Origin of the sequence: Aeromonas sp. 1HA1, from assembly GCF_029237385.1 — a bacterium.
GTDB lineage: Bacteria > Pseudomonadota > Gammaproteobacteria > Enterobacterales > Aeromonadaceae > Aeromonas > Aeromonas popoffii.
This window is the reverse complement of record NZ_JAACGC010000043.1, coordinates 1-13,189: the sequence shown is the minus strand read 5'-3', so window position 1 is coordinate 13,189 and position 13,189 is coordinate 1. Positions and strand designations below refer to the sequence as shown.

Sequence of the window (13,189 nt, the reverse complement as noted above, 5' to 3'; positions counted from 1 at the left end):
TGAGGTGAGTCATGCTGGTCAGTGAAATATTGAATCGAGCCTCAACTGAGTTGACCGATACACCGCGGATTAGCTGGGGTCTGGAGGATTTGATCTCTTACTACAACAGTGCGATATCCGCGATCGCCAGCGCCAGGCCGGACATCTTCATTAAGACTCAACCCTTTGCCTGTGCAGCAGGCACTCGGCAAACCGCGCCTGCTGGCACCATCAAACTGATAGATATTGAGCGCAACACGCTTACAGGCAAGTCGATCCGCTATGTGTCCCGCGCTGATCTAGAGAGCTTAATCCCGAGTTGGGCCAGCAGTACCGGTGGGGAAGAGGCGGAGCTATATATCCACGAACCCACCAATATCAGTGCCTTCTGGTTGTACCCCGGAGTGAAGGTTGGGATGAGTGTTGAGCTGGTGCTCAGTATTCTCCCTACACCCGTAACGAGAGCCGAGGTCGAGTCGGGAGTGAGCGTTCAGGTCGATGACCGGTATATCACCCCTTGTCTGGACTGGATCATCTATCGCGCGTTCATGCGTGACTCCGAGGTGACGGCGAATGCGTCAAGAGGGCAACTCCACCTGCAATCATTCAGTCAGGCGTTATCGGTCAGTACTGAAACAGATGCCACTATGTTAGCGATGCGAGACAGCCAGGCCAGTACCAATGGACGGCGCCAATGATCCACATCTACGGAGTGATGACTGATCCCGCTGGCAAGTTGGTACCCGGGGCGATCATCGAGTTGCGGTCCCTCACCACGACCAGTGAAGTGTTGATGGGCTCGGTACTGACGTTCAAATGTGATACTGCTGGTCGGTATCGATTCCCGCTGGCAGTGGGCGCCTACGATGTTTATGCCCAGAATGACCAGTGTGGTGACATGGATTACTTGGGGACCGGGGTGGTGGTGTCTCCAGGCGCAGATGGTCCACTGAACAGCATCCTGGTCGATAGCGGCATCAACTTGACGCCACCTTTGCTAGGTCGCGCTGTGGATGCGATGCAAAGGGCTGAGTCTGCGGCTGAGGCAACCGGTCGGGATCGGATCCAGACTGGCAATGACGTGAGTGACGCGCAACGGGCTAGCCAGCTGGCGGCCGAACAGGCGAGTGCAGCCTTGGCATCCGCTAATATGGCAGGCAGTGAAGCGGATGAGGCGGCGACCAGTGCGACGGCGGCCACAGCCTCAGCCACGCGGGCACTGCAATGGGCAGAAAATCCGTTGAATGTGGCGGTAGTGGCAGGCAAAAATTCCGCTTTGCACCATGCAGTCAAGGCCAGTGACTCCGCTGCTGCAGCTACCGCCAGTGCTTTGGCCTCAGGGGCCAGTGCCGCAACGGCTACAGCCCAAGCGGCCAATGCCAGTGAAAGTGCGGCGACCGCCACTATCAAGGCGAGTGAGGCCACGACCTGCGCAAGCACGGCTACCTCCCAAGCGAATGCTGCCAGTCTCGCCAAGGCCGCAGCTGCTTCGTCTGCAACCCATGCGCAGACCTATGCCAGCAATGCAGATCTGGCAGCTCAAGCGTCTGAGAGTGCCAAGGTGATCACGATAGAGCATGCCGGAAGGGTTGCCATCTTGGCCCAGCAGGTATCAGCCGATGGCGATTTGGTTCAAGCGCAGGCGGGGGAGGTTGCCACTAATGCCGCGACGGTGGCTGTACAGAGTAAGGAGGTCAGCACAAATACCACATCTGTGGAATTGGCGAAGAGCGTTGTCCAGGGGATGCGGGATGTGGTGGTGGCGAAAGCGGCCCTGGCGCTTGCTGCCGCAGATACAGCCAGTGATAAAGCAAGTCAGGCGACGCAGGATCAAGCATTGGCGAATAGCAGTGCTCAACGGGCTAGCCAGGCAGAACTCATGGCCGAATCTTGGGCCCAAAACCCGGAAGGGAGCGATATCAACGGGCGCCCCGGGGAGTTTTCTGCTCTGCACTGGGCATTGCAGGCCCAGAAGTGGGCGCAGGCCATCACATCACAGCTTGTCTGGGCGGGGCCGTGGAGTGCGGCCGCAGGGGCACCAGTCACGCCGGCTGCGGGTCAAGGTGTTCCGTTCTATCGGATCTCCCATCCCGGGGCAATCTCAAACGTCGCCTATGTCGCTGGTGATTACCTGCACTGGGATCCTGCGACTAGAACGTGGTTCAAAATTGATGGCTCGGATGCGGTGATCTCGGTCAATAGCATGACAGGGGCTGTTGTGCTCAGTGCGGCGGATGTCGGTGCTCGGCCCGCAAGTTGGGTACCTGGCTGGGCTGATATCACCGGTAAGCCGGTGACCATGCCGCCCTCCGAACATACCCACCCTTGGTCTCAGCTTTCCAACATACCTGTTTACGCTACACGTTGGCCCACGATTGCAGAGATAGGGGCGGCCGTGGCCAGCCACACCCATGCCTGGTCACAACTGACGGGGATCCCCGCCTATGCCTCCCGCTGGCCTGCGTGGGGTGAGGTGACCGGTAAACCTGATTTGGCCCCTGCAACGCACCGACACCCCTGGAGTCAGCTCGACCAGATCCCGGTTACAGCCTCGCGTTGGCCATCTTGGGGCGAAGTAACAGGTCAACCTTCTCGTTGGGTTGGTTACGGCACAGGGAATGACTACAGCGCAGGGAGTTTTGAGGCAAATGGCAATGGAGCTGCCAACACAGTGTTCCCAACCTATGGATTCCACCAACCCGGGTTGTTTGCTGGCAGCATTCAAATGAGAGATGGATCGACGTTCTATTTCTACAAACAAGGCGCAGGCGCATATGCAGATGTTGTCGCGCAGAACGGAAATTTCAATGATGTCTACATCCGCTCAGATTTGCGACTCAAAGGGAATCTTGAGTCGATTCGAGATGCGTTAGGTAAGGTCAAGAGATTGCACGGAAAGCTGTACGACAAAATGGGTCGGCGTGAAGCAGGGTTGATCGCGCAGGAGGTGGCCGCCGTGCAGCCTGAATCAGTTTTTTTAAACCACGATGGTTACTTGTCATTGGCTCCGGCGGGCATCCTTGCACTGGTAGTTGAAGCCATTAAAGAGCTGGACAAGAAGGTGGAGGCCCTGGATGGCGGTTCCCAATAAGCCTTTCTTGTTGTCTCAAGCCAACAGCGAGTTCGGGGGGAACGGCTGGGCTTCCAATATTCTGAGCAAGGCAGGTATCAGTGCTCCCCGTTACATAGGGGAACTCGCCGGTAAAAGTGCGTTTTCGATAATTGGAAATCCCGGTAACCCAGTAGCAGAGAATGCAGACGGAATGCTTTATTTCTGGCGTTCTGGAAATGACATATGGGGAGGTGGTTCCGGACTCTCTAATACCCAGCTTACAAGAGGGATGTGCCAGATCCGAATCCGACGCACAGGGGGAGATGGATCGGTGATTTTCTCTGGCACCTCTAACGGCACTGCTTTTACCCCGGATGGAACGTGGCGCGGGGTGGGGTGTATAGCCCCTGGTTATTCGGGCTATCAGGTTATTACCGCTGCAATCGACTTCATTTTGAACGGTGCCGTAGTTAAAACGGTGAACATTACGGCGGAAGGCTCTACCTATCGATAAGGAATAACATGAGTAACCGAGTTACCCGATATTTCTTCCGCATTCTGGTTTCACTGGACCAGCTAGGTAACACCATTTTGGGTGGCCGACCAGATGAGACCATTTCTGGCAACGTAGGCTACTGCGCCAAGCAAGGTAAACACTGGGCGTTGAGAGCGGAAAGGGTCATCAATTTCATCATGCGTAGTTCGACGCACTGCCGGGATAGCATCGAGTACGACGAGCGCAAGGTCCCGCTTCGCGATGCTTGGTAGGCTGCCTCAACGTTGCGCCATTTTATAGCCCTGCTCTCACAAGTGGGGTTTTTCATTTCAAGCGGGTGAGGAAGCACCATGGCCCTGATCGACATTGTGACCATGCGCGGGATGGTGCCGCGGGTGGCAGACCACCTGTTGCCTGATGAAGCTGCCACCTTGGCACAAGACTGTTATTTCGATCGCGGGGTTGTCGCCCCATTGATGAGTGACCAGCGGGTAAGCGTGACGTTGCCTCTGGTACCCCATACCCTGTTTCACTACTACGGCGATCACTGGTTTGCCTGGAACAAGCTGGTTGAGGTCATGCGATCTCCTATCGCTCAGGACCAGTACAACCGGATCTATTTCACCGACGGTGAATCCCCCAAGCTCACCTATGACGCTATCGCCACGGGGAGCTCAAACAAGCCAACGGCTTGGTACAGGCTTGGTGTACCCGCCCCAGCGACACCACCGAATATGCAGTCTGTTACCCCACCTAGCGGCGGCAAAGATGATGACCCCACCGATGATGAAACTCGCTTCTATGTCGAGACCTATGTCACTGGCTTGGGGGAAGAGGGAGCCCCAGGGCCTGCCAGCGGGAAAGTCACCATCACTATCCCAAACTCCACCGTGCTGGTGGGGTTGTCTCCAGCCCCTACCAACAACAGCAATATCACCCGGCGCCGCCTTTATCGTTCGGTATCTGGTGGTGGGATGGCGGATTACTTGCTGGTTGCCGATCTTCCAATTGCAAGCGTGACTCACAGTGACAGCAAGAAGGATGGTGAGCTTGGTCCGGTGCTGGAGACCTATGGCTACATCATGCCCCCCGACAAGATGCGCGGTATCTGTCAAATGGCGAATGGCATCTGTGCCGGGTTCATTGGCAATGCCGTACTGTTCTCGGAGCCGTTTCTGCCTTACGCCTGGCCGGAGAAGTACAAGCTGACGACTGAGCATGACATTGTGGCCATCGCCGCTATCGATACAGCCTTGGTTGTGGGCACTAAGGGTTACCCCTATCTGTTTCAAGGTGCGTCCCCCTCAGCCATCACCGGGCAGAAGCTCTCCTCAGTCCAGCAGGCCTGCGTCAGCGCGAGGTCTATGGTGGCACTGGATGGCATGGTTCTTTACGCCGCGCCTGATGGACTGATTGGTGTGGGGGCCGATGGTGGAACTTTGATCACCGAGGGGATCATTACTCGTGAGCAATGGCAGCTGATGAAACCTGACACGCTGCGCGCCTGGTACAGCGAAGGCAAGTATGTTGCTCTGACCGATAGCCATGGGTTTGTATTCGATCCGAAATCGGGAGACCTGCGCTGGTTATCGAGTCGCTGGGATACGGCGGTGCCTGACATGCAACTTGATGCGCTGATGTTGGCCAAGGGCCTTGAGCTTTATCAGTGGCGGGGTGGGGCGACCCCCTTGCCGATGATCTGGCGATCTAAAGAGTTTGAGTTGCCACGTGGCGTCAGGCTAGGTTGTGCTCGGGTGACCAGCGACCAGATCAGCCAATGTCGCTTTACGCTGATTATTGATGATGTTCGGGTATTTTCACTCGCCGAGGGTCAGATACCTGCTGGCGTCTTCCGGTTGCCCCCCTTGCGTGGCAGGCGCTGGCAGGTTGAGGTGGCCGGCACTGCGGTGATCGAGCGCATTACTCTGGGCTCCAGTATTGCTGAGGTCGCAGCGCCATGAGCAAGAGCCCTTTTCGTGCCAGCGGTACCCAACAGGGACTGACTGAAAACATGCAGATCTTGACCGGCCAGAAGGGCGACCGGCTGGACAAGGCGCTGACCCTGCGAGAAGCCGCTGCCCTTGGCATGGTTAACTTGCGCCGTAATAGCAGCGGGGCGGTGGTGCCAGAGTTGCCGCCGGATAAGCCCACAGACCCTGAGTGGTCAGGGGTGCAACCCCCCGTTGCCCCGACGCATGTCACAGCAGATGGGGCGTTTCACACCATCACGCTGACATGGGATATCCCTGGGTACAAAGGACACTCGTATGCTGAGATATTGCGGGCTGAGGTGGACAACCCCGCCATCGCAGTGGCGATCGGTACAACTCTGGCGAATGTCTATTCAGACTCAATAGGTAAAGGAGTAACCGCCTATTACTGGGTGCGTTTCATCAACAAGAATGGACTGTCAGGGCCATTTCATAGTACCGCTGGCTTGAAGGCTCAGACTAGTCCTGACGTGGATGAAATCATTGCATCAGCCACACACTTCGCAATCTATAACCCGGCAAACCCGAGTGCGAAAGAGATCATATTCGGGGTTACTGATGATGGCAGGGTTGCCATCAAAGAGGCGGTCATCAAGGCTGCCACCATCCAGATCCTTCACTCAGAGAAGATCACCGCTGACTATATCAAGGCAGGGGTCAGTATTAGTGCCCCCTTGATCACTGGTGGCCAGCTCGATATGGGTAATGCCTTCATGGCTGGGGGCGCAGCGGGATTTGGTAAAGGTGGTCCCTATGCAGGCTGGAGCTGGGGTTGGTACACCATGATCTACTCCGATGGCAGCCTGTTTACCAATCGCCTGCGGGCGGAGGGCGGATATGTCAAAAATATCACCCTGGGTAATTGCACGATTGAGCAGGATTGTGTGGTCAAAGGAACGGTTTTTGCCGATCGCATAGTAGGGGATGTTTATGTTGCCCGAGACTATGCCTGCGTGACACATGCAAAACAGGTTGGCCCGATTGATGTTTGCAGTATCAAAATCAACCAATCTGTTGGTTTCGCTCGAACACTTACTATCCCTGGGGTGGCTGGCATGGTGGGGTGCTCTGTGACTGCATCTGGTAGTGGTTCCTCACCTATATCGAACTCCAAATCGACGACGATGCAGATAACCGTGTTAATGGATGGTGCTGTGGTGAAAACGCTGACAGCGATGGCCTCGGCATCTGCGACTTCTAATCCATCACAAGGACCGGTGACCAGCGTAGATGAAGTCGGCTCTTATATTGGTGACATTACCATCCCCGCGAATCGTGAACCGCTCATCACCATCAGGATCCAGAGGATCAAGGGGGACGGGTGGGTGTGTAGCGACCCTTCTCAAAGTGGGCGTGTTGTGATGTTCAAACAAGGCGGGTCTCTTTCATGAAGGCGATCACGCGCATCGCCAACGACACTGGCAACCCTAATCTATCCGCTGAACTGCAAGACGCCATCCGTAACCGGGTGGCGTTTTTGTTTGTGCGTGGTGGTGACGGATTCGTATTGAGGCCAGTTAGCGAGCATGGAACTACCGGCGTGCTGGTGTGGGTAGGTTGGGGGGATGGCGGGGCGCCGGAGCGCCACCTGCCTGAGGTGAAGCGACTGGTTCGCATGATCGGTGCCCGCTGGCTGCGTTTTCACTCCGCGCGTAAGGGGTGGCTCAGAGTGGCCCCGCAATTGGGGTGGGTGCGTCAGCCGGACGATGCTGACGGCTTGTACGTATTTCAGATCAACCTGTGAGAGGTGGGTGATGGGGAAGGGTGGCTCGAACGAAATCAAGGAAACTGAGGCTCAAAAGGCGGCGGCTGGCGTGGCCATGGAGCAATGGGATCTCTACAAGAACGACCTGCAGCAGTATGAGGACATCTTTATGAACAAGGTCGATAACCTCAACAGCGAACAGCAATACGACAAAGTGGCTGGGACGGCAGCCCTTGGTACAGCGCAAGCCTTTGGCGAAGCGCGCACGGGATTAGCAGACGACTTGGCTGCCGGTGGTGTAGATCCGACTAGCGGTAAGTACCAGGCCGCAATGGAAGGTTTAGAGACAGACCAGGCATTGAGCCAAACCGACACCACTAACCGGGCCCAATCTAGTCAGCAAGATAAGTACGTAGCGGGTCTCAAGGATGTATTGAGCATAGGCGCTGGCCAGAAGGCCGAATCTCTCGCCGGGATTGGGGATGTGGCCAATACCAGCTTGCGCAAGGCAGTGAATGATGCCCAAACCTCGTTTCAGGATAAGCAGGCAACGGCGGGACTGGTGGGCTCGTTAGCCGGTGGTGCGACCGCTTATGGACTTGGGCAACTTAAGACCCCGGTGGCGGCTGGTAGCAAGAAGATCAGCCCGACAGCATCGGTGCTGCAGGGCAAGGGTTACTAAGGGGTAAACGATGGGATACGCCGCAGATACATACGCAAAGATTACCCGGGAGCAATATCAGGATTGGAAGACTCGCTTCTACCCCAAGCAGAAAGAACTAATGGAACTGGCCACCAATGGCAAGTTGCTCCAAGACCAACTTGGCCGGGTGGATGGGAACAATGCGAATGCCCTGCGTTCAGCTCAGCAGGCCACGGCTAATCGCAATGCCCGCATGGGGGTTGCTGCCCCCTCACCTGTTAACGACAACAGCCAAGGGCTGCGCTCTGCCTTGATGACAGCAGGCACAGAGAATGGTCTGCGTGAGCAGGAGCAGACTCGCCAGATGGGGATCTTGACCGGTGCTGATGCCGGGCTGCGTGATGCAATTAAAACCGGTGGGGGAATGTAATGGGATACGGGATTTTGGAGATCGGAGCCCAGACGCGCCAGCAGGGAATGGCTGGCCTGCGTGATGCGGCAAGCCGAGAGCAAGAGGTTGAGACGGCAAACAAGAGCCTGAAGTCGGCCCGTAAGACTCAGACGATGAGTTCAATCGGCACAGGTGCTGCAGTTGGTACCATGGTGATGCCGGGGCTGGGCACGGCAATTGGGGCCGGTATCGGTTTTCTGGCTGACAGTCTGTTTTAAGGGGGGGAAGAGATGGGCGTATCAGGGTTGGCAGAGGGGTTTCTTGCCGGGTTCAATACCATGGACCGTTATCAACGTGGCCAGAAAGACGATGAGCGTATGGATAAGTCCATGGGCTTGCGCGATGCCATGTGGCAGAACGAACAGGATCGACAGAGTGTTGCTGATGAGCGTTACCAGGAGGGAGTGGACTACTCAAAGACGCGAGATAATGTGGCGGACGAGCGCTATGACAAGCAGTTTTCACTGACTGAGCGACAAGTTAAGGCTTCTGAAGTGCGGGCGGGAGCAGCAGAACGTCGCGCCAATGCCGGTGAAGCTCGTCAGCAGCAGGAGTATCAGTGGCAGCGTGACCAACGTGAGAAGCAACTGTTCCAACAGGAGAATTACCCCATTATCCAGTCTGGTTGGCAGGCTGTGGCCGAAGGGAAAGACCCCGGTGAGCAATTCTGGGGTGTGGTACGTGATAAGCGGGCAGGCTCCTACAACCCGGAGCGCTATCTACAGCATGACTATGCTGAGGCTGGGAAGACCTTCGTCACCTATGCTGGCAACCTGATGCGCCAGGCACAAGAGGGCAAGCTTGATACCTCTACGCAGGAAGGTCATGCCATGGTTAACGATCCGAAGTTCATTAAAGCTGCCGGTACCCTATATCAGGATGAGGTTAATAAAGGGGTGGGGGATATTGACCCGGATAGCGGCAAGACCATCACCGCTAAACAGCTCAATAACATCATGGTGAGCCCAGATGGACGTGGAGTAGTACTGGGTGTTGAGGTCACCTATGACGATGGCAGCAAGGATGTACGACCGGTCACCAATAATCGCACCTCCTCCCCGGATGATCCTCCTAAGGTGATTCCCATTAATGACTTTTTAAAGCCCGCCTACCAACGAGCAGCCCTTGCCAAGCACATGATCGGCAATGCCGACCAGTTGCGCGTATCACTTGGCCTGGCAGCAGGCCCAGACCAGGCCGGTTACAAGAAGGCCGTGACCAACCTTGAGAGCCAGCATGGGCAAAACCGGGCGAGGATCTCTTCAAGCAACACTGAGGACAAGGATATCCAGCTCGAGGCGCTGGATGCCCAGCTTGAGCAGAGTAAGGCGGCCCTGGCGGACACCTATGGCATGACCGGGAAAACCCACGTTCCGAAGCCGGAGGCGCCACTCAGGGCGTGGACGGGCGGTGATCCCGAACGCCTGCAGTTCGTCAAAGAGGCCAATCAGCACGGCAAGCTCAATAGCCTGCTTGAGAGCCCGACCAGAATGAACACTGCTTTTGAAATGTGGCGCCAGCAGGCGGTATCAGAGAAGAAAGCTGAGCAGGCAACGGTGACCGCCACCCGACTGCGTGATACGAAGACGGACGCCTATAAGGCGATGAGCTTGGCTCAGGGCCGCCAGTAGTTGTCTTTACTCACTCCCAGCGTTAGCATCTCCCCATAGTCGGCCAGTCTGTTTTTTGGCCAGCACACCCCCATTCAAGCCCTGAACGGTTCGCCGCTCGGGGCTTTTCTTTTGCCGAAAAGCCGAGGACACCATGGATAAGCCTGGACTGCGTGACGCCCTGCCACAGCCTCAATCATCCGATACCCGTACTGACCCGTTCTGGAGCAACCTCGATAGCAACTTGTCTGCAACTTCTGCAGCCCTGGCTCCTACTCCCGCCAAGGCTGCACCTGCTCGCAATCTTGAGGTGGGACTTGGTGATCTTGCCCGTGGCATCGGAGCTGGCGCGTTGGAGCTGGTCGGTGGGATCGGTGAGTTGGCAGGCCAAGCCAGTGAGTTTGGCAAAGAGAATGCGGGCAAGCAGGGGGGCGACTACCTGGAGCAGGCTCGCGCCAACCTGGCAAGCAAGCTTAGCCCAGTGCTGGACTTCGTTGCCGGGGCTGGTGATCTTGCCAAGTCTGGCGCAGAGTCCCTGACCGAAGGGATGAGCTCCGATGCCAAAGAGGCCATGAACCGCCGGCTTGTTGATGAAACGCCGGAGGGCCGTCTGATTATGGGGGACGGTGCGGGTGATATCGATGTTTGGGCCATGAAGATGGCACAAGGGGTCGGTTCTCTGGTGCCGACCCTTTTGGCCGGCGGGGTGACTGGTGTTGCAGCCAAGGTCAGCATTGGGAGGGCGGTGACTGCATCGATGGTCAAGCGTGGTGCCACGCAGCAGGTGGCCGAGGCGGTAGCCGCCAAGACCGTCTCCAGGCTTGCCACAGGCGCCGCCGTCACAACCGGTGCGACCGGTTCTGTAGGCAGTGCCGGTGTGAATACCAAAGAGTCAGTGCTTGGCATGAGTTATGACGAGCTGGCAGCGAGTGACACGTTCCGCCAGGCATTCACTCGTATCGACCAAGATCAGCAAACCCTTCACCTCACTGACGATGAGAAATTGGCACTGGCCAGGGAAGAAACCGCCAATGTGGCCAGTCGCGCGACCATGAGCGATGCCAAGACTTGGGGCGCGGCAGCCATGGGGTCCATGATGGGTGATGCCATGTTGTTCAAAATGCTGGCAGGGAAGATGGTTGCTGGTGGCATGTTAAAAGGAGCCGCCAAGGGCGCACTGGGTGAGGGGATCGGCGAGACCCTTGAAGAGGGTGTTCAGCAATATGCTGTGAACGCATCCCTCAACGAAGTGGCAGCGGCCGACATTGACCCGATGAAAGGGGTTGTCTCAAGTGCGCTGGAAGGTGGCCTTATCGGTATGGGCACGGGTGGTGTTGTCGGTGCTGCTGGCGGCCTGCGCGGTGGTCCTCATGTTAATGAGGGGGCTACCAATCCAACCACTGAGCCTGCCTCTCCAGTGGTTGATGAAGCTACAGGCCCCATGGCGGCAGACAATTCTGCGCCACTTGCCGAACAAGCACAGGAGAACGGGCCTGATCTGGCCACCGCCGTTGATGAGCAGGCAGAGCTTGGGCCAACCAGTGTCGAACAAAATCCACTCGGCCCAAGTAAAAGCCAGTTTGATGAAGTGAGGGATGTACCTGCCTATCTGCGTCAGGACGATACTGCCGAGCGCTTCAAGGGGATGGCTGAGGATACGGAGGTACAACGTGCGCTGGCTGGTGATTTTGGAGAATCGATACAAGAGTTGATTGCCTCCCAGATGGAAGGGGGAGAGCAGGGACCAAGCTTCTACGAGCTGGCTCAGTCTGGCGCACTGGGGGTGGATCCGTTCGCTGGCAACAAAACGGCCTCACAGGTTGCAGCAGAGGGGCACAAACCCAAAGCACTGAGGGCACCAACCGAACAAGAGAGAGAGATAGAGGGGTATCGGCAGACGGCTGAGCAGAAGCAAAAAGATAGCTTTGCTCAACGTGAGGCGTTGCAGAGCGCCACGTTTGAGCCCGGCATTGAGTCGCAACATGCAGCAGAGGCCGCCACACAGGTTCGTGATCAATCGATTGCACGAGCTGGGAGTGAGACAGATTCGATCTTTGGCCCGCTTCAATCCTTACGCATTACACGCAAAGGCAAGCCGTTTGCCAGTAAAAAAGAGGCTCAGCTTGCCAGCCGCAAGGGCAAGGAGACCCCGGTTCCGCTAAATGGTGGCGGGTTTGGGGTGGCCGAGATTGCCGAGGTGGAGCATGCAAGTGCCACGAGCCTCGACGACACCGTTACCAGCCAGCCACAAGCAGAGGTGAGCAATGAGCCAGTTACCCCAGTACCTGCAATCAGCAGTGAGCGACAAGGTGATCAGCCTGGAGCAGGCCAACAAGCTGCAACGGGTTCTGAACCAACCACTGCCGAACTTGCCGGACGAACTCGAACTGGAGATCCGGCAGACCTCGCTCCTGATCTACCTGCACCTGATGGATCATCACGAGATGACCCTGCACTGAAAACAGCCCCGGCCACTGATGCCGGGGTTGTTGTTTCTGGGGCTACCATATCGACACCTACGCCGTGGACTGAGGCTATCAATAACCCTGACGGCACCATCACCCTGAAAGGTGATCTGCCCATGATCAAGCGCTGGGCCAAGGATACTGGTGTGAAGGTTATCCCAGGAAAAGGTGGGCTGGTTGTGGCCAAGTCTTCGGCCACCAAGGTGCAAGAGCTTGCCAAGCCTGCCGCCAGTGAGTCGGAGCTGCAGCTCGAAGCAGCTCGTGCCGAGGTGGCGCCAGCGCCCACCGATGCGCAGAAAGAGACGGGTAACTACAAGAAGGGGCGCCTCACGCTGCAGGGGCTGCATATCGCGCTCGAGAATCCCAAGGGGTCCATCCGCTCCGGCACCGATCAGGCCGGCAAGGCGTGGCAATCGACCATGGCTCACGACTATGGCTATATCAAGCGAACGCTCGGTGCTGACGGTGATCACGTTGATGTGTTTATCGGTGACCAACCAGATAGCGAGACGGTTTTTATAGTGGACCAGGTTGATCCCAAGAGCGGCAAGTTTGACGAGCACAAGGTGATGATGGGCTTTGTTGATGAAGCCGCCGCTCGCGTTGGCTATTTGGCCAACTACGAGAAGGGATGGAAGGGGTTGGGCGCTATCAAAGCCATGCCGGTCGAGGCCTGTCTCTTGATCAGATCTTGATCCCCGAAGCCATCATCTCTTTGGCGGCAATAAAGCCGTCCAGTTTACTTTGCAGTGTTTGCCAGCCTTCCCAGAGTGAGCTCCAGCCTGCAATCCCTGTTC

The 13,189-nt window shown here is 56.8% G+C and carries 12 protein-coding genes; all 12 read left to right on the top strand.

Annotation, left to right across the window (positions count from 1 at the left end):
- The first annotated feature begins 11 nt into the window (after window positions 1-11).
- The 12 genes from GWQ22_RS13830 to GWQ22_RS13775 all read left to right on the top strand — a co-directional run bounded on the left by GWQ22_RS13830 (window position 12) and on the right by GWQ22_RS13775 (window position 13,087).
- The gene (locus GWQ22_RS13830) at window positions 12-677 is read left to right on the top strand and encodes a DUF6682 family protein (protein ID WP_275930651.1); all 666 of its coding nucleotides are present in this window, start codon (window positions 12-14) and stop codon (window positions 675-677) included.
- Complete coding sequence (locus GWQ22_RS13825) at window positions 674-3,070, top strand: tail fiber domain-containing protein (RefSeq protein ID WP_275930650.1); 2,397 nt, start codon at window positions 674-676, stop codon at window positions 3,068-3,070. The genes GWQ22_RS13830 and GWQ22_RS13825 overlap by 4 nt, the downstream gene beginning before the upstream one ends.
- Window positions 3,054-3,545 (top strand): hypothetical protein, encoded by a 492-nt coding sequence (locus tag GWQ22_RS13820; protein WP_157013376.1) that lies wholly within the window; start codon window positions 3,054-3,056, stop codon window positions 3,543-3,545. Before GWQ22_RS13825 ends, GWQ22_RS13820 begins: the two co-directional genes overlap by 17 nt.
- A gap of 8 nt (window positions 3,546-3,553) precedes the next feature.
- Complete coding sequence (locus tag GWQ22_RS13815; protein WP_042036981.1) at window positions 3,554-3,799, top strand: hypothetical protein; 246 nt, start codon at window positions 3,554-3,556, stop codon at window positions 3,797-3,799.
- A gap of 78 nt (window positions 3,800-3,877) precedes the next feature.
- Complete coding sequence (locus GWQ22_RS13810) at window positions 3,878-5,488, top strand: hypothetical protein (RefSeq protein ID WP_275930649.1); 1,611 nt, start codon at window positions 3,878-3,880, stop codon at window positions 5,486-5,488.
- The gene (locus tag GWQ22_RS13805; protein ID WP_275930648.1) at window positions 5,485-6,909 is read left to right on the top strand and encodes a hypothetical protein; all 1,425 of its coding nucleotides are present in this window, start codon (window positions 5,485-5,487) and stop codon (window positions 6,907-6,909) included. Before GWQ22_RS13810 ends, GWQ22_RS13805 begins: the two co-directional genes overlap by 4 nt.
- A complete protein-coding gene (locus GWQ22_RS13800; protein ID WP_275930647.1) occupies window positions 6,906-7,262 on the top strand; it encodes a hypothetical protein in 357 nt (118 codons plus the stop codon). Before GWQ22_RS13805 ends, GWQ22_RS13800 begins: the two co-directional genes overlap by 4 nt.
- Window positions 7,263-7,272: 10 nt before the next feature.
- Complete coding sequence (locus GWQ22_RS13795) at window positions 7,273-7,905, top strand: hypothetical protein (RefSeq protein ID WP_042036977.1); 633 nt, start codon at window positions 7,273-7,275, stop codon at window positions 7,903-7,905.
- A gap of 10 nt (window positions 7,906-7,915) precedes the next feature.
- Window positions 7,916-8,296, top strand: a complete 381-nt coding sequence (locus GWQ22_RS13790; protein ID WP_042036976.1) for a hypothetical protein — start codon at window positions 7,916-7,918, stop codon at window positions 8,294-8,296.
- Window positions 8,296-8,535 carry a hypothetical protein gene (locus tag GWQ22_RS13785; RefSeq protein WP_042036974.1) on the top strand — a complete coding sequence of 80 codons (240 nt, stop codon included), beginning with the start codon at window positions 8,296-8,298 and terminating at the stop codon, window positions 8,533-8,535. Before GWQ22_RS13790 ends, GWQ22_RS13785 begins: the two co-directional genes overlap by 1 nt.
- A 12-nt stretch (window positions 8,536-8,547) precedes the next feature.
- Window positions 8,548-9,948 (top strand): hypothetical protein, encoded by a 1,401-nt coding sequence (locus GWQ22_RS13780; protein WP_275930646.1) that lies wholly within the window; start codon window positions 8,548-8,550, stop codon window positions 9,946-9,948.
- A 133-nt stretch (window positions 9,949-10,081) separates the two neighbouring features.
- Window positions 10,082-13,087, top strand: a complete 3,006-nt coding sequence (locus GWQ22_RS13775) for a hypothetical protein (protein WP_275930645.1) — start codon at window positions 10,082-10,084, stop codon at window positions 13,085-13,087.
- The last annotated feature ends 102 nt before the right edge of the window (window positions 13,088-13,189 follow it).